General features: G+C 70.4%; 18 protein-coding genes and 1 tRNA gene. 4 read left to right on the top strand and 15 right to left on the bottom strand.

Annotated elements, in window-relative coordinates; all coding sequences use genetic code 11:
* Window positions 1–88: 88 nt before the first annotated feature.
* The 15 genes from glyA to M8H82_RS19960 all read right to left on the bottom strand — a co-directional run bounded on the left by glyA (window position 89) and on the right by M8H82_RS19960 (window position 17,662).
* Window positions 89–1,327, bottom strand: coding sequence for a serine hydroxymethyltransferase (glyA, locus tag M8H82_RS20030; protein ID WP_250075992.1), 1,239 nt, complete (start codon window positions 1,325–1,327; stop codon window positions 89–91).
* Window positions 1,328–1,393: 66 nt separating this feature from the next.
* Entirely contained in the window at window positions 1,394–2,062 is a 669-nt protein-coding gene (locus M8H82_RS20025) for a protein-tyrosine-phosphatase (protein ID WP_250075990.1), read from the bottom strand.
* Complete coding sequence (locus tag M8H82_RS20020; RefSeq protein WP_250075988.1) at window positions 2,059–2,706, bottom strand: L-threonylcarbamoyladenylate synthase; 648 nt, start codon at window positions 2,704–2,706, stop codon at window positions 2,059–2,061. Before M8H82_RS20020 ends, M8H82_RS20025 begins: the two co-directional genes overlap by 4 nt.
* Before the next feature lie 49 nt (window positions 2,707–2,755).
* Window positions 2,756–3,601, bottom strand: coding sequence for a peptide chain release factor N(5)-glutamine methyltransferase (prmC, locus tag M8H82_RS20015; RefSeq protein WP_250075986.1), 846 nt, complete (start codon window positions 3,599–3,601; stop codon window positions 2,756–2,758).
* A 31-nt stretch (window positions 3,602–3,632) separates the two neighbouring features.
* Window positions 3,633–4,709, bottom strand: coding sequence for a peptide chain release factor 1 (gene prfA, locus M8H82_RS20010; RefSeq protein ID WP_250075984.1), 1,077 nt, complete (start codon window positions 4,707–4,709; stop codon window positions 3,633–3,635).
* Window positions 4,710–4,812: 103 nt separating this feature from the next.
* A complete protein-coding gene (gene rpmE / locus M8H82_RS20005) occupies window positions 4,813–5,034 on the bottom strand; it encodes a 50S ribosomal protein L31 (protein WP_016438250.1) in 222 nt (73 codons plus the stop codon).
* 138 nt (window positions 5,035–5,172) lie between these two features.
* Window positions 5,173–6,312, bottom strand: a complete 1,140-nt coding sequence (locus tag M8H82_RS20000) for an LCP family protein (RefSeq protein WP_250075982.1) — start codon at window positions 6,310–6,312, stop codon at window positions 5,173–5,175.
* 206 nt (window positions 6,313–6,518) lie between these two features.
* Window positions 6,519–8,282 (bottom strand): trypsin-like serine protease, encoded by a 1,764-nt coding sequence (locus M8H82_RS19995; protein WP_250076153.1) that lies wholly within the window; start codon window positions 8,280–8,282, stop codon window positions 6,519–6,521.
* Window positions 8,283–8,411: 129 nt separating this feature from the next.
* The gene (gene rho / locus M8H82_RS19990; protein WP_250075980.1) at window positions 8,412–10,439 is read right to left on the bottom strand and encodes a transcription termination factor Rho; all 2,028 of its coding nucleotides are present in this window, start codon (window positions 10,437–10,439) and stop codon (window positions 8,412–8,414) included.
* Between the two features lie 390 nt (window positions 10,440–10,829).
* A complete protein-coding gene (gene thrB / locus M8H82_RS19985) occupies window positions 10,830–11,759 on the bottom strand; it encodes a homoserine kinase (protein ID WP_250075976.1) in 930 nt (309 codons plus the stop codon).
* Window positions 11,760–11,984: 225 nt separating this feature from the next.
* On the bottom strand, window positions 11,985–13,043 hold the full coding sequence (thrC, locus tag M8H82_RS19980; RefSeq protein ID WP_250075974.1) for a threonine synthase: 1,059 nt from the start codon (window positions 13,041–13,043) through the stop codon (window positions 11,985–11,987).
* Between the two features lie 6 nt (window positions 13,044–13,049).
* Window positions 13,050–14,342: a homoserine dehydrogenase gene (locus M8H82_RS19975; protein ID WP_250075972.1), complete on the bottom strand. Its 1,293-nt coding sequence runs from the start codon at window positions 14,340–14,342 to the stop codon at window positions 13,050–13,052.
* Window positions 14,343–14,500: 158 nt separating this feature from the next.
* Window positions 14,501–15,892 carry a diaminopimelate decarboxylase gene (gene lysA, locus M8H82_RS19970; RefSeq protein WP_250075970.1) on the bottom strand — a complete coding sequence of 464 codons (1,392 nt, stop codon included), beginning with the start codon at window positions 15,890–15,892 and terminating at the stop codon, window positions 14,501–14,503.
* 16 nt (window positions 15,893–15,908) lie between these two features.
* Complete coding sequence (nrtL, locus tag M8H82_RS19965) at window positions 15,909–17,006, bottom strand: ArgS-related anticodon-binding protein NrtL (protein WP_250075968.1); 1,098 nt, start codon at window positions 17,004–17,006, stop codon at window positions 15,909–15,911.
* Window positions 17,007–17,161: 155 nt separating this feature from the next.
* Window positions 17,162–17,662: a response regulator gene (locus M8H82_RS19960; RefSeq protein WP_250075966.1), complete on the bottom strand. Its 501-nt coding sequence runs from the start codon at window positions 17,660–17,662 to the stop codon at window positions 17,162–17,164.
* Between the two features lie 97 nt (window positions 17,663–17,759).
* Between M8H82_RS19960 and M8H82_RS19955 the strand changes: the two genes are divergently transcribed.
* From M8H82_RS19955 to M8H82_RS19940, 4 genes are all read left to right on the top strand, one after another.
* A tRNA-Arg gene (locus tag M8H82_RS19955) sits at window positions 17,760–17,831 on the top strand.
* A 437-nt stretch (window positions 17,832–18,268) separates the two neighbouring features.
* Window positions 18,269–19,477, top strand: a complete 1,209-nt coding sequence (locus M8H82_RS19950; protein WP_250075965.1) for an ice-binding family protein — start codon at window positions 18,269–18,271, stop codon at window positions 19,475–19,477.
* A 150-nt stretch (window positions 19,478–19,627) separates the two neighbouring features.
* Window positions 19,628–20,362 carry a DUF5819 family protein gene (locus tag M8H82_RS19945; RefSeq protein WP_250075959.1) on the top strand — a complete coding sequence of 245 codons (735 nt, stop codon included), beginning with the start codon at window positions 19,628–19,630 and terminating at the stop codon, window positions 20,360–20,362.
* The gene (locus M8H82_RS19940; RefSeq protein WP_250075958.1) at window positions 20,349–21,491 is read left to right on the top strand and encodes an HTTM domain-containing protein; all 1,143 of its coding nucleotides are present in this window, start codon (window positions 20,349–20,351) and stop codon (window positions 21,489–21,491) included. The genes M8H82_RS19945 and M8H82_RS19940 overlap by 14 nt, the downstream gene beginning before the upstream one ends.
* Window positions 21,492–21,503: the final 12 nt, after the last annotated feature.

Genomic DNA, 21,503 nt, shown 5'->3' with positions numbered 1-21,503 from the left:
CCTAGCGAGGCGCGCATACGGTTGGGGACTTCCGGGTAGCGACGATGGTTGCACGGGTGACTGTGCACGCGAGTGCACCTACCCCGGCTCAGCCCGGATACGGCGGAAATGCCCCGGCCAGCTCCCGCACCTCCGCACGGGTGCGCACCGCGTCGGACTCCCCGCGCACCACCCCCGCCAGCAGGGCGGCGATCCGGGCCATCTCCTTCTCCCCCATGCCCTGGGCGGTCACCGCGGCCGCGCCCAGGCGCAGGCCGCGGGCGTCGCCGTGCGGCAGGGCGCAGCAGTCGAGGACGATCCCGGCGGCGGCGAGCAGACCGCGGGCGGTGCGGCCGTCGGCACCGAGGGGGGCGGGGTCGGCAGTGATCAGATGGGTGTCGGTGCCGCCGGTGGTGACGACGAGGCCCTCGGCGGCGAGACCCGCCGCGAGCGCCCGCGCGTTGGCGACCACCTGATGGGCGTAGGCGGCGAAGGCCGGTGTCGCCGCCTCGCCGAACGCGACGGCCTTGGCGGCGATGGTGTGCATCTGCGCGCCGCCCTGGGTGAAGGGGAACACCGCCCGGTCGACCCGCTCGGCCAGCTCCGCGCCGCACAGGATCATCCCGCCGCGCGGCCCGCGCAGCACCTTGTGGGTGACGGCGCACACGATGTCGGCGTAGGGCACCGGGCTGGGTGCCGCTCCCCCGGCGACGAGCCCGATGGGGTGGGCGGCGTCGGCGATGAGATAGGCGCCGACCTCGTCGGCCACCTCGCGGAAGAAGGCGTAGTCGATGTGCCGGGGATAGGCGATGGACCCGCACACGATCGCCTTGGGCCGGTGGCTGCGCGCGAGCGCGCGCACCTGGTCGTGGTCGAGGAGCCCGGTCTCGGCGTCGACGCCGTAGGGGACGAAGTCGAACCAGCGGCCGGAGAAGTTGGCGGGCGAGCCATGGGTGAGATGGCCGCCGTAGGGCAGGCCGAGGGCGAGGACGGTGTCGCCGGGGCGCAGCAGGGCGGCGTACGCGGCGAGGACGGCCGAGGAGCCGGAGTGGGACTGCACGTTGGCGTGCTCGGCGCCGAACAGCGCCCTGGCCCGGTCCACGGCGATCCGCTCGGCGACGTCGACGATCTCGCAGCCGCCGTGGTGCCGGGCGCCGGGGTAGCCCTCGGCGTACTTATTGGCGAGGGCGGAGCCGAGCGCGGCCAGCACGGCCGGCGAGGTGAAGTTCTCGGCGGCGATCAGCTGCAGGGTGGTCGCCTGCCGCTCCCGTTCACCGAGCAGGATCTCCGCCAGCTCGGGATCCTGCCGACGCAGGACATCGGCCGCGAGGACAGGGGTGACCGACATGGTGGGCTCCGGGGCGTCGACGGTGACGTAGCACCAATGTAGGCCCGGTGTTCACCGCCCGCTCGCTCATGTCCGGGCGGGCACTCCGGTCAGCGCCGTGACCACCGGGTCCAGGGCCTCGTGTATCTCGTCCCCGATCGAGCGGAAGAACGGCAGGGGGGCGCCGTAGGGGTCGAAGACCTCGTCCGCCTCGGCCGTCGGCGCCAGCAGCCACCCGCGCAGCGCGGCCGCGGCGCGGACCAGGGCGCGGGCGCGGGCGACCACGCCGTCCTCCAGCGGGGGCAGGGTCGCCGGGTCGATGGCCCGCACCAGGCGGGTGAACTCCTTCAGGGTGAACGTGCGCAGGCCCGCCGAGTGGCCCATCGAGATGACCTGGGCCCGGTGGTCACGGGTCGCGGTCAGCACCAGGTCCGCGCGGATCACGTGGTCGTCGAGGAGCTCCCGCCCGACGAAGCCGGAGGGGTCGGCGCCGAAGTCGGCCAGGACGGTCTCCGCGTTGGCCTCCATGGGCGCGCCCTCATGGCCCCAGGTGCCCGCGCTCTCCACGATCAGCCCGCCCCACGACGGGTCGCCGAGCCGGTCCGCGAGGGCATGACGGGTCAGCCGCTCGGTGATCGGCGAGCGGCACACGTTGCCGGTGCTGACGTGGAGGATGCGGAAGCTGTCCCTCGGGAGCCCGAAGGTGGTGGTCTCTTCCCCGTTGCCTATGCCACGCCCCGCGTCAGGGGCTGTCAATTCGCCACCTCGAGGTCGGGTACGACCTTGCGCAGCTCTTCCGGCGAGATGGCGCCCTCGCGCAGCAGCAGCGGCACCTCACGGGTGACGTCGACGATCGACGACGGGACGTTGCCGGGCGTGGGCCCGCCGTCGAGGTACACGGAGACGGAGTCACCGAGCATGCCCTGGGCCGCGTCGCAGTCCTCCGGCGCCGGGTGCCCGGTCAGGTTGGCGGAGGAGACGGCCATCGGGCCGACGTCGGTCAGCAGCTCGATCGCCACCGGGTGCAGCGGCATGCGCACGGCGACGGTGCCCCGGGTGTCGCCCAGGTCCCACTGCAGGGACGGCTGGTGCCTGGCGACCAGGGTGAGCGCGCCCGGCCAGAACGCGTCGACCAGCTCCCAGGCCAGCTCGGAGAAGTCGGTGACCAGGCCGTGCAGGGTGTTCGGGGAGCCGATGAGGACGGGGGTGGGCATGTTGCGGCCCCGGCCCTTGGCGTCCAGCAGGTCGCCCACGGCCTCCTTGGAGAACGCGTCGGCGCCGATGCCGTACACCGTGTCGGTCGGGAGGACCACGAGCTCGCCACGGCGGACGGCGGACGCGGCCTCACGCAGACCGGTCGTGCGGTCGGTCGCGTCGTTGGTGTCGTATCGCCGTGCCATATCTAGCGGGCCTCCTCGTACACGTACTGCTGAAGGGTTGCGGGGGTGCTCACGGCAGCGCCTTGCGGGCGGTGGCGAAGCGCGGCCGGTTGTTGAGGTCGGGGTGATCGGCCGCGTCGGCCCAGCCCCGCTCCTCGGTGAAGATCCACGGCACCTGGCCGCCCTGGGTGTCGGCGTGCTCGATGACGACGACGCCCCCGGGGCGCAGCAGCCGGTGCGCGGTGCGCTCCAGGCCGCGGATGAGCTCGAGCCCGTCCTCCCCGGAGAACAGGGCGAGTTCGGGATCGTAGTCGCGTGCCTCGGGCGCCACGTACTCCCACTCCGTGAGGGGGATGTACGGCGGATTGGAGATGACCAGGTCGACCTGGCCGTCCAGGTCGGGGAAGGCGTCCAGGGCGTTGCCCTGACGCAGCTCGACCCGGGACCCCTCCATGTTCTTGCGGGTCCACCGCAGGGCGTCCTCGGACAGCTCCACGGCATGCACCCGGGAACGCGGGACCTCCTGGGCGAGGGCGAGCGCGATGGCGCCCGAGCCCGTGCACAGGTCGACGATGAGCGGCTCCACGACGTCCATGGCGCGTACGGCGTCTATGGCCCAGCCGACGACCGACTCGGTCTCCGGGCGGGGCACGAAGACGCCGGGGCCGACCTGGAGTTCCAGGTACCGGAAGAAGGCGCGGCCGGTGATGTGCTGGAGCGGCTCACGCTGCTCTCGGCGGGCGATGACCTCCCAGTACCGGGCGTCGAAGTCGGCGTCCCGCACCGAGTGCAGCTCGCCCCGCTTCACGCCGTGCACGAACGCGGCGAGTTCCTCCGCGTCGTTGCGCGGCGAGGGCACGCCGGCGTCGGCCAGCCGCTGGGTGGCCTGTGCCACCTCCGCGAGCAGCAGGTTCACGCTCGTCCTCCGGTACTCAAGTCTCCGTGCCTTACGCGGCCGCGAGCTTGGCGGCCGAGTCCGCGTCGACGCAGGCCTGGATCACCGCGTCGAGGTCGCCGTCCAGCACCTGGTCCAGGTTGTACGCCTTGAAGCCGACGCGGTGGTCCGAGAGGCGATTCTCCGGGAAGTTGTACGTACGGATCTTCTCGGAGCGGTCGACGGTGCGGACCTGGCTGCGGCGGGCGTCGGCGGCTTCCTTCTCCGCCTCCTCCTGTGCCGCGGCGAGCAGCCTGGAGCGCAGGATACGCAGTGCCTGCTCCTTGTTCTGCAGCTGGCTCTTCTCGTTCTGGCAGGATGCGACCACTCCGGTGGGGATGTGCGTGATGCGCACGGCGGAGTCCGTGGTGTTGACGGACTGCCCGCCGGGGCCGGAGGAGCGGTAGACGTCGATCCGCAGGTCGTTCGGGTTGATCTCGACGTCGACCTCCTCCGCCTCGGGCGTGACCAGCACACCGGCCGCGGAGGTGTGGATACGGCCCTGGGACTCGGTCGCCGGGACGCGCTGCACCCGGTGCACCCCGCCCTCGTACTTCAGCCGCGCCCACACGCCCTGCCCGGGCTCGGTGGCTCCCTGGCCGCCCTTGGTCTTCACGGCGACCTGGACGTCCTTGTAGCCGCCGAGCTCGGACTCGGTGGCGTCGATGATCTCGGTCTTCCAGCCGACGCGCTCGGCGTAGCGCAGGTACATGCGCAGCAGGTCGCCCGCGAAGAGCGCGGACTCGTCTCCGCCGGCGCCCGCCTTGATCTCCAGAATGACGTCCTTGTCGTCACTCGGGTCGCGCGGGACCAGCAGCAGCCGCAGCTTCTCGGTCAGCTCATCGCGCTGCTTGTCCAGCTCCTTGACCTCGGCGGCGAACTCCGGGTCGTCGGCGGCCAGTTCGCGCGCGGTCTCCATGTCGTCGCCGGTCTGCTTCCAGGAGCGGTACGTGGCGACGATCGGGGTGAGCTCGGCGTAGCGCTTGTTCAGCTTGCGCGCGTTGGCCTGGTCGGAGTGGACCGACGGATCGGCGAGCTTCTTCTCCAGGTCGGCGTGCTCTCCGATGAGTTCCTCGACGGCCTCGAACATCTCTGGGCTCCTGTACGTACGTGGGTGAAGGGCGGACGACCAAAAACGCCGGTCCCGGCACGCCTGTGGAGGGCGCGACCGCGGACCGGCGAAATGGGGCTCGCTACTTCTTGGAGCCGGCAGCCTTGCCGAAGCGGGCCTCGAAGCGGGCCACACGGCCACCGGTGTCGAGGATCTTCTGCTTGCCCGTGTAGAACGGGTGGCACTCGGAGCAGACCTCGGCACGGACGGTGCCGCTGGAGATCGTGCTACGGGTGGTGAACGACGCGCCACAGGTGCAGCTGACCTGCGTCTCGACGTACTCGGGGTGGATGTCGCGCTTCAAGGTGTCTCCTAGTTTCGGGAGGGCGCCGGGTCGCAGCCGCGGGATGCGGAGGCGTGAACCGGAGCCGACGTACCAGTCTGCCAGGACTGGAGCCATCCCCCAAAACGCGGGGTGCTCGTGAGGTATTCCCCGCCCCCGTCAGCCGGCGCTCACGACGTCCTTCGCCTGGCCCGTGGCCGTGCCTTCCGTGGCCGCCTTCGGGATCGCCTGGTCCTTCTTCAGGGCCTTCCAGACGAGCTTCGCCTTCTTCTCGTCCACCAGGACGCGGTTGCGGTCGGCGGCGTCGTACTGGACGGGCATCGTGACCATCGTCATGTTCGAGGAGCTGATGCCCTTGAGGCCGCCTGCGAAGGACATGAGCTTGTTGACCGAGTCCAGGTCCGAGTCGGTGGTCACGGTGCTGGTCGCGGTGTCGGCCAGGTCGTACAGCTTCTTCGGGTTGGTGAAGACGCCGACCTCCTTGACCTGGTTGATCAGCGCCTTGATGAAGGCCTGCTGGAGCTGGATCCGGCCCAGGTCCGAGCCGTCGCCGACGCCGTGCCGGGTGCGGACCAGGCCGAGCGCCTGCTCGCCGGTGAGCGTGTGGGTGCCGGCCTTCAGCTCCAGGTGGCTGTCGGGGTCGCGGATGTCCTCGGTCGTGGTGATGTCCACGCCGCCGAGGTCGTCGACCAGCTTCTGGAAGCCGCTGAAGTCGACCTCCAGGTAGTGGTCCATGCGCAGATCGGTGATCGACTCGACGGTCTTCACCGCGCAGGCCGCGCCGCCGGTGGAGTACGCCGAGTTGAACATCACGCCGTTCGCGGCGTCGTGGGTGCCGCCGTCGGCGTCGGTGCACGCGGGGCGGTCGATGAGGGTGTCCCGCGGGATGGAGATCACGCTGGCCTTCTTGTGGCCCTTGTAGACGTGCACGATCATCGCGGTGTCCGAGCGGGCACTGCCGTCGTCGGCGCCGCCGCCCAGGTCCTGGTTGCTGCCGGAGCGGGTGTCGGAACCGAGGACCAGGATGTTCTCGGAGCCGTTGTCGACCTTCTCCGGGCGGTCGGTGCCGAGGACCTGGTCGATGTCGACGCTGTTGATGTTGCCGTTGAGCTTGAAGTACAGGAAGCCGGCTCCGGTGCCGCCCAGCACGACGATGCCCGCGGCGGTCCAGGCCATGATCATCAGGCCCTTGGGACGCTTCTCGCGGGGCTTGCGGCGGTGGCCCTTGGCGCGGGGGCTCGGACCGGCTGCGGCGGTCTCACCCGGTATGCCGGGCTCCGGCGTGCTCTCGGCGGACATGTGCTCCTCGGTTCTCGTCCGGTCGGTAACCCCCTGCTTTCAGGGTCAGGCGTGGTCTGGGAAGACCCGTACCGCTCCATCCTCGCTCCGCCAGGTCAGACGGCGAAACTCGGGAAAGGGTTGCACAACGCGCTGTGGCCACCCAGTGAAATGGTGGCCACAGCGCGTACCGGAGCGGTGCGGGCGGACGCCTGTCACCTGCGATGTCAGGCGAAGATGTCGTACTGCTTGAAATCGGTGCCCACGGAGATCCTTGTGGCGAAGATCTCGCTGGTGGCCTTGCCGGTGCCCTTGTAGAGGTAGAGCGTGCCGCCGGGGGTGCGGGCCAGCAGATCGGCGCGGCCGTCGCCGGTGACGTCACCGACGGTGGCGACCTTGTTGTACGTCGAGGTGCTCCAGGTGCGCACCTTCACCCGGGACGAGAACGGCGCCGAGGCCGATCCGGTGCCCTTGTACACGTACACGGCGCCGTTGCTGCGGGTCCGCACGATCAGGTCGGCCCGGCCGTCGCCCGAGAAGTCACCGTGGCCGACCAGGACGTCGTACTGGCTCCAGCCGGTGCCGCTGCCGACCTGGACGCGGCTCGCGAAGGTGCCGTTGCCCTTGCCGGGGTAGAGCCACAGCTTCCCGGCGGAGTCCACGGACAGCATGTCGGGCAGGTAGTCACCGGTGACATCGCCGGGGATGACGATGCGGGTGCGGGTCTTCCAGTTGTCGGCGACCTTCGTGGTGGCCCAGGAACCGCTCACGGGCACCCAGTGCTTCCAGAAGACGTCACCGTCGGAGCTGCGGCGGACCAGGAGGTCCTGGTAGCCGTCCCGGTTCAGGTCGTTCTGCAGGACGACGTTGTAGGCGCCCCAGTTGCCCCAGGACTCACGGCCGCCGAAGGAGGTGCCCAGCGAGTCCTTCTCGTAGCTGGTCTTGGTGGAGGCGTTGCGCACCCACAGGTCGGCCCGGTGGTCCCCGCTCAGGTTGGTGTCGTCCACCCGCGGGTAGGTCGCGCCGACGTACGTCCTGACCTTGGCGAAGACGCTGTAGGCACCCTTGGCGACGCAGTCCTGCACGCCCCAGGAGACCACGCCCACGATGCGGTTGTTGACGATCAGCGGGCCGCCGGAGTCGCCGTTGCAGGCGGTGGTGGTGCCGCTGTCGCTGCCGCTGGCGGGCTTGCCCGCGCAGACCATGTGGCCCTTGACGAAGTCCGCGCCGTAGTAGGCGCCGCAGGTGGCGTCGGACTGGATCGGCAGGCTGGCCGTCTTCAGCGTCTGGGAGATGTTCTGGTCGGTGGAGCTGGTGCGGCCCCAGCCGTAGACCTTGGCGGTGGTGCCCGCCGTGTAGGCGGCGGTCTCGGTGGACGTCGCCATCCGTATCGGGGTGGCCTTGACCGGCTGGGCCAGGGTGAGCACCGCGATGTCGTTGTCGATCGTGCGCGAGCTGTAGGAGGGGTGGTTCCACTGGCGGTGGACGGCGGTGGCGGTGCCGCCGTTCAGGTCGGCGTCGGGCAGCTGCGTGGCGCCGGTGACGACGGCTCCGTACGCCTTCCAGTTGTAGCCCTGGACGCAGTGCGCGGCGGTGAGGATCTTCGTCGGCGAGACGACCGTGCCGCCGCAGAAGAAGTAGACGCCGTTCGCCTCGTCCTGGTACCAGAGCTGGGCCATCCACGGCGCGCTGGTGATGGTGGTCGTGGTGCCACCGATGATCTTCGCGTCCACCGTCGGGGAGCTGCTGTACGACGACTTGGGCGACGACACACCGGCGGTGTCCTCGTGCGCCGCGGCCCCCAGGACGCGCTGCTCCAGCTCGGCGGGCGAGGCGGAGCCGGTGCTCGGCACGGCCGGCGGGTTCGGCTGCGCGGAGGCGGCGCCGGCGGACGAGGTCAGCAGCGCGCCGGCGACGGCCGCGGCGACACCGGCAGCCGCGACGGGCAGGCCGATCCGCAGCCTGCGTCTGTGCCGCCCGCCCCCGGACATGGATGTACCCACGAATGTCCCCCCTAGGGATCACAAGTTCGAAGAGCGCGATCGTACCCCGGCCGGAGGACAGCGAAGAGGGCCGCCCTTGCAGCAAGGGCGGCCCTCTTCCGTGCGACTCAGCGGCGACTAGTCACCGTTGCCGGGCGTCGGCGTCGTCTTCTGGATCTGCATCAGGAACTCGGCGTTCGACTTCGTCTGCTTCATCTTGTCGAGCAGCAGCTCCACCGCCTGCTGCTGATCGAGCGCGTGCAGCACCCGGCGCAGCTTCCAGACGATCCCGAGCTCGTCGGGAGCGAGCAGGATCTCTTCCTTACGGGTACCGGACGCGTCCACGTCCACCGCCGGGAAGATGCGCTTGTCGGCGAGCTTGCGGTCGAGCTTGAGCTCGGCGTTGCCGGTGCCCTTGAACTCCTCGAAGATGACCTCGTCCATGCGGGACCCGGTGTCCACCAGGGCGGTGGCGAGGATGGTCAGCGAGCCGCCGTCCTCGATGTTGCGGGCCGCACCGAAGAAGCGCTTCGGCGGGTACAGGGCGGTCGAGTCGACACCACCGGACAGGATGCGGCCGGAGGCGGGCGCGGCGAGGTTGTACGCACGGCCCAGACGCGTGATCGAGTCGAGCAGGACGACGACGTCGTGGCCCAGCTCCACCAGACGCTTGGCGCGCTCGATGGCGAGCTCGGCGACCGTGGTGTGGTCCTCGGCCGGGCGGTCGAAGGTCGAGGAGATGACCTCGCCCTTGACCGACCGCTGCATGTCGGTGACCTCTTCCGGACGCTCGTCGACCAGGACGACCATCAGGTGGCACTCGGGGTTGTTGTGCGTGATCGCGTTGGCGATCGCCTGCATGATCATGGTCTTGCCGGTCTTCGGCGGGGCCACGATCAGACCGCGCTGGCCCTTGCCGATCGGCGCGACGAGGTCGATGATGCGGGTCGTCAGCACGCCCGGGTCGGTCTCCAGCCGGAGCCGGTCCTGCGGGTACAGCGGGGTGAGCTTGTTGAACTCCGGGCGGCCGCGGCCGTGTTCGGGCGCCATGCCGTTCACGGAGTCGAGGCGGACCAGCGCGTTGAACTTCTCGCGGCGCTCGCCTTCCTTCGGCTGGCGCACGGCACCGGTGACGTGGTCGCCCTTGCGCAGGCCGTTCTTGCGGACCTGGGCGAGGGAGACGTACACGTCGTTGGGGCCCGGGAGGTAGCCCGACGTGCGGATGAAGGCGTAGTTGTCGAGGATGTCGAGGATGCCCGCGACCGGGATCAGGACGTCGTCCTCGTTGATCTGCGGCTCCTGGCCGACGATCTCGTCGCGGCCACGACGGCCACGGCGGTCGCGGTAGCGCCCGCGACGGCCACGCCGGCCGCCCTCGAAGTCGTCGTCGTCCTGCTGCTGGCGGTCACGGTCACGGTCCTGACGACCGCCGCCCTGCTGCTGACCCTGCTGCTGGCCGCGCTGGCCGCCCTGCTGGTCGTCACCCTTGCGACGGTCACCACGGTCACCACCGCGCTCGCCGCCACGGTCACCACCGCGCTCGCCGCCGCGGTCACCGCGGTCGCGGTCACGGCCGCGCTCACGGCGGTCCCGGCGGCGGCCCTCGGCGCCGTCACCGGCGTCGCCCTGCGGCTGCGCCGGGGTCTCGGCCTTCGGCTCGCTCTTGGCCTCGACGGCGACCGTCTCGGGCGCGGTGGCCGCGGGGGCGCCGGCCTCGGCGGTGGCACGGCGACGACGGCGCTCGGCGGGGGCGTCGTCGGAGGCCGGCTGGCCGGGAATCTCGATCTGCTGCTGCGCCACGGCCTTCTCGGCGGGCGCCTCGGCCTTCGCCGCCTTCTTGGCGGACGCGTCGTCGCCGGTACGGGCCTTGGAGGTGGCCCGGCGCTTGGGCTTGGTCTCGGTGGCGTCGGCCTTGGGGGCCGCGGCGCCGCCTCCCGCCTGCGCTTCCTTGATGACCTCGATCAGCTGGCTCTTGCGCATGCGCGCGGTGCCCCTGATGCCGAGGCCGGATGCGACCTGCTGCAGCTCGGCCAGCACCATGCCCTCGAGGCCGGTACCGCGGCGCCGCCGGGAGCCGGCACCGGTGGCAGGCGCGGAGGCGTCCGTGGCGGGCGCGGCAGCGGTCTCCTCGACACGTGCGCCCATCAGATCGGTGGTGTCGCTCACGAAGGGTCCTTCCCTGGAGCGGACGTCGGCCTGTCTGGCTCGGCGACCGGTTGTGCTGTCCGGCTTTGGTCCTTTTCGTGGACCGGCCGGGGCGGTGGTCCGCCCAAAGCGGCGGAAGAAATATCGGTGATGGCGCTTCCCATAGCCGTGGCACTGAGTGTCCGTGTCACGTGGCTTGGTCGCACCGGTTCCGGAGCGTGCCCGGCGAGTCGCTCAGCGCCCGCGTACGTCGTACGGAACACAGTGCGGCTTGGGAGGCTCCCGGAAGAATGTCTGTCCCTGACGGGGACACAAAGCACCTCGCCATGGTGGGGTCGGGTGCAGACTTGAGGTTAACACTACCGGATCCAACAAACATTCCCCCTCTCGAAATCCGGCAACCGTACGCTTTTAAAAGTCACCGGAGGGTGCGAGCGGCAGCACGCTGGCTCCCCGGGCGTCGAGGTCGAGCCGGTTGGCGGCCCACCCCTCGCCTGCCAGATGAGCCACCTTGTCGGCGCTGTCGCCGTCGGCCAGCGCGAGCACGGTGGGCCCCGCTCCCGAGATGACCGCCGGGACTCCGTCGGCCCGCAGCCGCTCCACCAGTGCGGCGCTCTCCGGCATGGCCGGGGCGCGGTACTCCTGGTGCAGCCGGTCCTCGGTGGCGGGCAGCAGCAGTTCGGGGCGCCGGGTGAGGGCCTCGACGAGCAGGGCGGCACGGCCCGCGTTGGTGGCGGCGTCGACATGCGGCACGGTGCGCGGGAGCAGGCCGCGCGCGGTCTCGGTGAGGACCGGCTTCCCGGGCACGAAAACCACCGGAACGATGGAAGCGGCGGGATCCATCCTGATCGCCCGGGCGGCGCCGGACTCCATCCAGGAGAGCGTGAATCCGCCGAGCAGACAGGCCGCGACATTGTCGGGGTGGCCCTCGATCTCGGTGGCGAGCTCCAGCAGGGCCGCGTCGTCGAGCCGGGACTCACCGCCTATGGTCACGGCACGCGCGGCGACGATGCCGGCGCAGATGGCGGCGGAGGAGGAGCCGAGGCCGCGGCCGTGCGGGATGCGGTTGGCGCACACGATCTCCAGGCCGCGGGGCTGTCCGCCGAGCAGGTCGAAGGCGGTGCGCAGGGACCGTACGAGCAGGTGCTTCTCGTCGCGCGGGAGCGTTTCGCCGCCCTCACCCGCGATGTCGATGTGCAGCCCGGAGTCGGCCACCCGGACGACCACGTCGTCGTACAGCCCCAGCGACAGGCCGAGGGCGTCGAAGCCCGGACCGAGGTTGGCGCTGGTGGCGGGGACGCGCACCCGGACGGCGGCGGCGCGGAAGGCGGGACCGGCCATCGCTCGATGACTCTCCTTGAGCTGCGTGATTGTCGAAGACATTCGATACGTACGGGATGACCCTCGGGCCGTGGAGACGGCGCGGCGCCCCGCCGGATGCTCGGGCATATGCGGCGGGCGGGTTCGGTACAGCCTATCGAAGGAAGGTTCAGTGGCGACATAGGGCGCACAGGAGGCGCACGATGCGTGTCGTAAGCCCCCTGTGCACCCCCTGCGGCGCGCTGATCAGGACAGACCCAGCCGCTCGGCCGCCGTGGCCGCGTCGACGGGGACGGTGACGGGCTGCGGGGCGCCCGCGACGGCCCAGTCGGGGTCCTTCAGGCCGTTGCCGGTGACGGTGCACACGATCCGCTGGCCCGGGTCGACCTTGCCCTGCTCGGCGGCCTTGAGCAGACCGGCGACGGACGCGGCGGACGCCGGCTCCACGAAGACGCCCTCCTGGGCGGCCAACAGCCGGTAGGCGCGCAGGATCTCACGGTCCGTCACCTCGTCGATGAGGCCGCCGGACTCGTCCCGGGCCGCGAGCGCGAACTGCCAGGAGGCGGGGTTGCCGATGCGGATCGCGGTGGCGATCGTCGACGGGTCCTTGACGACCTCGCCGCGCACGATGGGCGCGGAGCCGGACGCCTGGAAACCCCACATGCGGGGGGTCCGCTTCGAGACACCGTCGGCCGCGTACTCGGTGTAACCCTTCCAGTACGCGGTGATGTTGCCCGCGTTGCCGACCGGCAGGACGTGGATGTCGGGGGCGTCGCCGAGCATGTCGACGATCTCGAAGGCGGCCGTCTTCTGGCCCTCGATACGTACCGGGTTGACCGAATTGACCAGCGCCACGGGGTAGTTGTCGCTGAGCGCGCGGGCCAGCGTGAGGCAGTCGTCGAAGTTCCCGTCGACCTGGAGGATCTTCGCGCCGTGCACCAGCGCCTGCCCCATCTTGCCGAGCGCGATCTTGCCCTGCGGCACGAGAACGGCCGAAACCATACCCGCGCGCACCGCGTAAGCGGCCGCGGAGGCCGACGTGTTGCCGGTGGAGGCGCAGATGACCGCCTTGGCGCCCTCCTCCTTGGCCCGCGTGATGGCCATGGTCATGCCGCGGTCCTTGAAGGACCCCGTCGGGTTCGCGCCCTCCACCTTCAGGTGGACCTCGCAGCCCGTGCGCTCGGAGAGCACCTGCGCGGGCACGAGCGGCGTGCCGCCCTCACGGAGCGTCACGACCGACGTCGTGTCGGAGACGGGCAGCCGGTCCCGGTACTCCTCGATGATTCCGCGCCACTGGTGGGTCATTGCTGGTTACTCTCCTTCAACCCGCATGATGCTGGCGACACCACGCACGGTGTCGAGCTTGCGCAGCGCCTCGACGGTGCCGCCGAGGTCCGCGTCGGACGCACGGTGGGTCACGACGACGAGCGACGCCTCACCGTCCTTACCCTGCTGCCGAACCGTGTCGATGGAGACACCGTGCTCGGCGAAGACGGTCGCCACCTGGGCGAGAACGCCCGGCTTGTCGGCGACGTCCAGGCTGATGTGGTACCGCGTGACGACATCGCCCATGCCGGAGACGGTCAGGTCGGCGTAGGCGGACTCGCCGGGTCCGGTGGTGCCGCTGAGCCGGTTGCGGCAGACGGCCACCAGGTCGCCGAGCACGGCGGAGGCGGTCGGGGCGCCGCCCGCGCCGGGGCCGTAGAACATCAGCTGGCCGGAGGCGTCGGACTCGACGAAGACGGCGTTGTACGCGCCGCGCACCGAGGCGAGCGGATGGGTGAGCGGAATCATCGCGGGATGCACGCGCGCGGTGACCGACCGGCCGTCCCCGGCCCGCTCGCAGATGGCGAGCAGCTTGATGGTGCAGCCCATCTCCCGGGCGGAGGCGAAGTCGGCCGCGGTCACCTCGGTCATGCCCTCGCGGTAGACGTCGTCGAGGCGCACGCGCGTGTGGAAGGCGATTCCGGCGAGGATGGCGGCCTTGGCGGCGGCGTCGAAGCCTTCCACGTCGGCGGTGGGGTCGGCTTCCGCGTACCCGAGGGCGGTGGCCTCGTCGAGGGCCTCCTGGTAGCCGGCGCCGGTCGAGTCCATCTTGTCGAGGATGAAGTTCGTCGTGCCGTTGACGATGCCGAGCACGCGGTTGACCTTGTCGCCGGCCAGCGACTCGCGCAGCGGGCGGATCAGCGGGATGGCGCCGGCGACGGCGGCCTCGTAGTAGAGGTCCTTGCCGTGGGACTCGGCCGCGGCGTGCAGGTCGGCGCCGTCCTGGGCGAGGAGGGCCTTGTTGGCGGAGACGACGGAGGCGCCGTGCTCGAAAGCGGTGGTGATGAGGGAGCGGGCGGGCTCGATGCCGCCGATGACCTCCACCACGACGTCGATGTCGCCGCGTTTGACGAGCGCGGTGGCGTCGGTGGTGACGAGCTCGCGGGAGATGCCCTCACGCACCTTGTCGGGGCGACGCACGGCGACTCCGGCGAGTTCCACGGGGGCGCCGATGCGCGCGGCGAGGTCGTCGGCGTGCGTCGTCATGATGCGCGCCACCTCTGAGCCGACCACTCCACAGCCCAGCAGCGCCACCTTCAGCGGACGCGTACGCATCATCCGACCTCGTTTCCTTTACCTTCTGCGGTTCATCCAGTCTCACTCACCGGACCGGAGTTTCTGTCCCCGGTCCGGATCGTGAGACGACTATTTCAGTTTCCTGGCGGGCGGAGACCGGAAGATCTTCCGCCCCGCGGCCGTCCTTCTGCCACGGACGATCAGCCGACGTCGAGACGCAGGAGATCCTCCTCCGTCTCCCGGCGGACGATCACCCGGGACTCGCCGTCCCGCACGGCCACGACGGGCGGCCGCAGCACGTGGTTGTAGTTGCTGGCCATCGACCGGCAGTAGGCGCCGGTCGCCGGTACGGCGATCAGGTCACCCGGTGCCAGATCGGCGGGCAGGAACGCGTCCCGCACGATGATGTCCCCACTCTCGCAGTGCTTGCCGACGACCCGGGCGAGCATCGGCTCCGCGTCGGAGGTACGGGAGACGAGGGAGACGCTGTACTCGGCGTCGTAGAGCGCGGTGCGGATGTTGTCGGACATGCCGCCGTCGACGGAGACGTAGGTGCGCAGCCCGTCGAGCGGCTTGATGGTGCCCACCTCGTACAGGGTGAAGGCGGTGGGCCCGACGATGGCCCGCCCCGGCTCGACGGAGATGCGCGGAGTGCGCAGCTTGGCGGACTCGCATTCACGGGTGACGATCTCGGTGAGCGCCTTGGCGATCTCGTGCGGCTCGCGGGGGTCGTCGGCGCTGGTGTACGCGATACCGAGGCCGCCCCCGAGGTCGATCTCGGGAAGCTCGACGCCGTGCTCGTCGCGGATGTCCTTGAGCAGCCCCACGACCCGGTGCGCGGCGACCTCGAACCCGGACATGTCGAAGATCTGCGAGCCGATGTGGGAGTGGATCCCGATCAGTTCGAGCCCTTCGAGCTGCAGGGCGCGCCGCACTGCCTCGGCGGCCTGTCCCCCGGCCAGCGGGATGCCGAACTTCTGGTCCTCGTGGGCGGTGGCGATGAACTCGTGCGTGTGCGCCTCGACGCCGACGGTGATACGGATCTGCACGCGCTGCCGCTTGCCGAGGCCCTGCGCGATGTGGGCGACGCGGACGATCTCCTGGAAGGAGTCGAGGACGATCCGTCCCACACCGCTCTCGATGGCCCGGGTGATCTCCGCGACCGACTTGTTGTTGCCGTGGAAGGCGATGCGGTCGGCGGGCATCCCGGCGGAGAGGGCGGTGGCGAGTTCGCCCCCGGAGCACACGTCCAGGTTGAGCCCCTCCTCGTGCAGCCACCGGACGACGGCGCGGGAGAGGAACGCCTTGCCGGCGTAGAAGACGTCGGCGTCCGTGCCGAACGCGGTGCGCCAGGCGCGGGCGCGGGCCCGGAAGTCGGTCTCGTCGACGACGTAGGCGGGAGTGCCGTGCTCCTCGGCGAGGGTCTGCACATCGATACCGCCGACGGTGACGACGCCGTCCTGGTCGCGGGTGACGGTCTGGGCCCACACCTTGGGGTCGAGGGCGTTCAGATCGGCCGGCGGGGCGGAGTAGTGGCCCTCGGGCAGGACATCAGCGTGGCGGGGCCCGGCGGGGTGTGCGGAACGGCTCATGGCTCTGGTGGCTTCCTCAGATGTGTTCGGGTGCGTCGATGCCGAGCAGGGACAGGCCGCCGGCCAGCACCGCCCCGGCGGCTTCGGCAAGAGCGAGCCGGGCACGGTGGGCGACCGAGGGTTTCTCCGCACCGCGCGGCAGCACGGCAGGCAGCAGGACGAGAACGGCATCGGCGACGGTGACGAGGTGCCGGGCAAGACGATCGGGGGCGCGGTGGGTGGCGGCGGCGGCGAGGATGCGGGGGTGGTCGGCGAGGGGGGTGAGGACGCCAAGATCGGCGGCGTGCGAGGCGGGGGCGGGTCCTGGTTCCGACGTGAAGCCGAGGTCCGCGGCGTTGCGGGTGGTCGCGCGGATGCGGGCGTGGGCGTAGCGGACGCGGAAGAGGGGGTTGGACTCGCGCTGGACGAGGTGCTCGTCGGTGACGCGGGGCCGGTCGTGCGCGGCGGGGTGGAGCAGGGCCCAGCGGGCGGCGTCGGCGCCGAGCGGGACGGGGTCGCCGGGGGCGGGTACGGGGCGGATGTCGACGTCCAGCGGCGCGGGGACGGGGCGGACGTCGACATCGAGTGGCGCGGGGCCGTGGGCGGCGGGTCGGCCGTACGCGTCGATGCCGACACCGAGCACGTCCTGCCACAGCGGCTCGGGACGGGCCTCGCAACGGGTACGGACGAGGGCGCCCTGCGACCGCAGGATCCGCGCGACGGCGTCCATGACGACGACGGCACGCACCTCGCGGGGACAGTGCAGCTGTACGACCTGTCCGCTGGGCCCGTCGGCGAAGCCGTACCGCGGCCCGCACCGCAGGATGTCCTCGACGAGAGCCGTGGGCGTCGAGCCGGTCAGACAGAAATTGATGAACCCGGGGCCGGTGACGACGACGTCGTCGACGCCGTCCGCCCCGAGGAGATGCGGCCGCAGGATCTCGGCGACGCGCTGCGGCGTATGCCCGGCCGGGCGGGCGAGCTGAAGCGCGATGTTGGTGGCGTAGTCCCCGCATCCCCCGGGCCCGGGCACGGTCACCACGGCCCGCTCCGGCACGGCCACGCGCAGCTCCCCCTCATCCACAGCACGACGCACCGCGCGCAGCACGGTACGGGAGAGCTCGACGGGGGTCACGGGACAAGCGTAGGGGAGAAGGGGGGTGGGTAAGCGAGCGGGTTTGGGCGATGGTCCGGGATGTGGACGGCCGGATGGGACGCGGCCGGGAGCCGGTCCCGCTCACGCTCGACCGGCCCCGCCGGACGGACGGCCCCGCTGGTCCGACGGCGACCTCAGCCGCCGCTCCGCCCGGAGTCCCCGGCACTGGCACGCGCCCCGGCCCCCAGGACACCCCCACCACTCTGCTTCCGCTCGCTCAGCCGGCGTACGAGGGCGACGAGTTCGGCGGGTTCGAAGGGCTTGGCGAGGAACGCGTCGACGCCGGCGTCGAGGCCGCTGTCGACCTCGTACTGGGTGCAGGCGCTGATGATGGCGAGGGGCAGATCTCTGGTACGGGGGTCGGCGCGGAGCCGCTCCGCGGTGCGCAACCCGTCCAGCCGGGGCATGACGACATCGAGGGTGACGACGTCCGGACGTACCTGATGAATCACATCCAGACACTCGGCACCATCGGCCGCGGTCACGACCTCGAAGCCCTCCAGCTCGAGATTGACCCTGATCAGTTGCCGGATGACCTTGTTGTCGTCCACAACAAGCACCCGGCCCGACGCGCCTGACACAACTTGAGAGTAGGTCCGGACCGGCCACCGCGTCCGGGTTTTGCCCACTTCCACCCCGTGCGGGCCACCCGACCCCCGGAAACCGGTTCATGAACACCCCCGGTGAGCTGGTAGGGTTCTACCCGTCGCCGCCAAGCAAGGCGCCCGACACGCCCCCGTAGCTCAGGGGATAGAGCAACGGCCTCCGGAGCCGTGTGCGCAGGTTCGAATCCTGCCGGGGGCACTCGCCGCATCACCTACGAAATTTCGTACGTGACCTGCGCGGATGCCGAAAGAAGAGGGCGGGAGTCAGTCTCACTGACTCCCGCCCTTTCTCATTGCCTCTCGGCTCACTTGGCCTCCGGCTGCTCCCACGAGCCATCGGAAACGTCCCCGGCCTGCAGTCAGTCCTTATTGCTGAAGAGGCGCCTGAAGTGGCGCTGCGCGACCGATATCCCCGCCCATACGTATGTCTGCCTTGCGGGGCTTGCGGGACACCCCTCACTCGGCCCCATTTCTTCATATATTCCACGATGCATATGGTGGGCGCCGCCGAAATCACCCTGATTAGCCCGCAACTGTGCGCAGATGTCTGCGTAATATTCCAGCCGACAGAGACCGGCAATTCCGGGCATCCGGTATTGCCGGCCGCGCCACGTCCCTTCAGGAGCTGGCTTCTCGATGACGCTGAATATCCCTGCCGCGCCTCACTGGCGCAGAACGTCGGTCTGGATGGCGGCGGTGCTCGCCACGGTGAGCGCCGCTGTCGTCGTTGCGGTGACGCCGACGCGGGCAATCGCGCTTGCCCAGCCCGTACCACTGGGCACCGCCGACAGTTTCGCGGTCCTGGCCGGTGAGTCGGTCACCAACACCGGACCTTCGGTCATCACCGGCGATGTCGGGGTGCATCCCGGGACGGCCATTTCCGGATTCCCGCCGGGACTGGTGAACGGAACCTTCCACTCGGCCGACGCGGTTGCCTCCGAAGCGAAGAGCGACCTGGTCGCGGCCTACAACAACGCGGCCGGACAAGCCTCGGACGGTGCTCTTCCGCCGGACGCGGGCGGCCTGACGCTCGTTCCGGGTGTGTACACGGCTTCGTCCACCCTCGGTCTCACGGGCACGCTCACCCTGGACGCCCAGAACAACCCTGACGCGATCTGGGTGTTCCAGGTCGGTTCGGGCCTGACGACGGCGTCCGCCAGCAACGTGAGCCTCATCAACGGCGCCTCGCCGTGCAATGTGTTCTGGCAGATCGGCAGCTCGGCCACCCTCGGTACCGACTCCGACTTCGTCGGCACCCTCATGGCCATGACGTCGATCAGCGCCACCACCGACGCGGACATCGTGGGCCGGGCCCTGGCCCGCAATGGCTCCGTGACACTGGACACCAACACGATCACCCGACCGCAGTGCGCCGACGGGACCACAGGCGGGACCACCACGGGTGGCGCGACCGCCGGCACCACGGGCGGCGTCGGCGGTGTGCTCGGTGGCGTGACGACGGGCGGCACCGGTGGAGTTGTCGGCGGTGTGCTCGGTGGCGTGACGACGGGCGGCACCGGTGGAGTTGTCGGTGGAGTGCTCGGTGGCGTGACGACGGGTGGCCTCATCGCGGGCACCACGGGCGGCACCACGGGCGGCACCACGGGTGGAACGATCGGCGGCACCACGGGCGGAGGCGGCCCCAAGCCGCCCGGCAAGCCGGGGAAGCCGGGGAAGCCCGAGCACGGCCATGACCACGGCCACGGCCACGGCAAGCCCGGCCACGAGCACGGCAAGCCCGGCCATGACGGTAAGCCCGGCCACGGCCACGACGGCAAGCCCGGTGGCTACGGCGACCCCGAGCAGGGGCAGCCCGACAAGCCCGGCGGTCACATGAGCCGGTAGTCCTTGCGGCGGGCTGAGTGCAGAGCCGGTCGCCTGCGTGCGCGAGTGAGACGCGTGGCGTGCGGTGAGGGTCGTTCGACCTCACCGCACGCCACGCGCGAAAGCGGAAGAAACGGAAATGAACAGCGGGACGGGAAGGCCGGGTGGGCCGTGCTGAGCGGTGTCGATCAAGCGGAAGCGCAAAAGTCGGAGCACTCCGACGCCGGCCAAGCCGAAAATGGCCGCAGCGGTATTCTCGATGATTCTCATGGCGGGTCGGGAGGACCGTGTCGCTCGCTGCGGGCGGCCACGGCATCCGCCGTAGTCCTCTGCCTCGCGGCCACGCTCATTCACGTAGTCCTGGTCTTTCTCCATGTGGCGCCTGCGAACGCCATCTCGCAGCTGTACAGCAAACAGATCAAGGCATGGGTCTTTCCCGTGTTCGAGCAGAATTGGCGGCTCTTCGCCCCGGATCCGGAGTCGGTCAACCGGCAGATCTCGGTGCGGACCATGAGGACCGATACGAACGGCACCGTGCAGGTGAGCGACTGGTTCGATCTGAGCGGTGTGGACAACGCCGCGACCAGACACAACCCCTTCCCGAGCCATACGACGCAGAACATGCTGCGCCGGGCCTGGAGCTCCTACCTCGAAACGCTCGGCGGCGACGACCAGCCCCGTTCGGAGCGGGCCGTGATGATCCGTCAGTATCTCCGCAACATCGCGGCGGAGCGCGTCGCCGACCAGGGCGGCGGCTCCTTCGACTCCATCCAACTGCGGGTCGTCACGCTGCCCGTCGGCCCTTCCGGCCCGGCAGAGGGCAACCGTCCGGCCAAGACCACGCCGACCCCCGTAGACACCCGTTACCTGCCCTGGTGGAAGGTGGCCCCACATGGCACCGACTGAGCCGACCCGGACCACGGCGCCCACGCCGTCGAGGTGCACCACCGAGCAAGCAGGAACACGCAACGCGACGCAGCGAACGCTCGACCGCGTCGCCGCGTTCTTCACCCTCCTGCTCGAGCGGCCGGTCTCCCTGTACGCGGCGGCAGTACTGCGCATCGGCTATGGCCTGCTCTACCTCGTCTTTCTGCTGCGAGAGTTCCCGCACCGTGACCAGATCTGGGGCCCTGGTTCCCCGTGGACTCCCGCGCTGGCGCGACAACTGTTCGACCAGACGGGATGGGCGAGCCTTCTCACCCTGTCCGACAGCCGCGCGTACTTCGAGCTCTGCTACGCGGTGGCCGTCGTCACGTCCGCGTTGTTCATGCTGGGCTGGCGGACCAGAGTGGTGTCCGTGCTGTTCGCCGTCGTGGTGGCGTCATTCCACGCCAGGGCGATCTTCATGACGGACGGCGGGGACAATCTCATTCTCCTCATGGCCGTCTATCTCGGGTTCACCGCCTGCGGCCGACGCTGGTCCCTCGACGCCCGCAGGGCCCGACTGCGTTCAGCCACAGGGCCTGAGGCACGCCTTCCCCTGACGACCGGGGGCGCGTCCCGGCGCCATCTCCGAGACGCCCGATTGAGCGTGGTCACGGTCCTGCACAACTGCGGGATGTTCGTCATCGCCGCGCAGGTCTGCTTCCTCTACGGCTCGGCGGGCCTGTACAAGGTGCAAGGCGGTACGTGGGGCAATGGGACCGCCCTCCACTACGCCCTGAACCTCCACCTGTTCCAGCCCTGGCCCGCGCTGTCCGACATGGTCGACGAGCACCAGGTCCTGCTCACCGCCGCGTGCTACCTGACGGTCCTGCTGCAGGTCGCCTTCCCCTTCGTCCTCTTCGGCAGGCTCAAGTATCCCGTCCTTGTCATGATGCTGACCATGCACGTTGGTATCGCGGTGCTCCTGGGCCTGCCGCTCTTCTCCGCCGCGATGATCGTCGCCGACGCGGTCTTCCTGCCGGACCGCTTCTACCGCTCCCTGGGACTGCTCTGGCGACGTGCGGTCCAGCGCACCGAAGTCAGCGGCCGGGGAGCATCGCCCAGGCCGGAAGCCGGCCTCCTGCCGACGCAGCCGGGGCCGGTCGGCTGAAGCCGGTCAGTG

The organism is Streptomyces sp. YS415 (genome assembly GCF_023544665.1).
Lineage (GTDB): Bacteria > Actinomycetota > Actinomycetes > Streptomycetales > Streptomycetaceae > Streptomyces.
Note: the sequence above shows the minus strand (reverse complement) of the source record. Positions and strands in the feature narration are given on the sequence as shown.

Coding starts and splice junctions, on each gene's coding strand:
- glyA (WP_250075992.1), bottom strand. CDS start 1,327: ATGTCGGTCACCCCTGTCCTCGCGGCCGATGTCCTGCGTCGGCAGGAT.
- M8H82_RS19950 (WP_250075965.1), top strand. CDS start 18,269: ATGACGCTGAATATCCCTGCCGCGCCTCACTGGCGCAGAACGTCGGTC.
- M8H82_RS20020 (WP_250075988.1), bottom strand. CDS start 2,706: ATGGCACGGCGATACGACACCAACGACGCGACCGACCGCACGACCGGT.
- M8H82_RS20000 (WP_250075982.1), bottom strand. CDS start 6,312: ATGTCCGCCGAGAGCACGCCGGAGCCCGGCATACCGGGTGAGACCGCC.
- lysA (WP_250075970.1), bottom strand. CDS start 15,892: ATGAGCCGTTCCGCACACCCCGCCGGGCCCCGCCACGCTGATGTCCTG.
- M8H82_RS19940 (WP_250075958.1), top strand. CDS start 20,349: ATGGCACCGACTGAGCCGACCCGGACCACGGCGCCCACGCCGTCGAGG.
- prfA (WP_250075984.1), bottom strand. CDS start 4,709: ATGTTCGAGGCCGTCGAGGAACTCATCGGAGAGCACGCCGACCTGGAG.
- M8H82_RS19995 (WP_250076153.1), bottom strand. CDS start 8,282: ATGTCCGGGGGCGGGCGGCACAGACGCAGGCTGCGGATCGGCCTGCCC.
- M8H82_RS19975 (WP_250075972.1), bottom strand. CDS start 14,342: ATGATGCGTACGCGTCCGCTGAAGGTGGCGCTGCTGGGCTGTGGAGTG.
- thrB (WP_250075976.1), bottom strand. CDS start 11,759: ATGGCCGGTCCCGCCTTCCGCGCCGCCGCCGTCCGGGTGCGCGTCCCC.
- thrC (WP_250075974.1), bottom strand. CDS start 13,043: ATGACCCACCAGTGGCGCGGAATCATCGAGGAGTACCGGGACCGGCTG.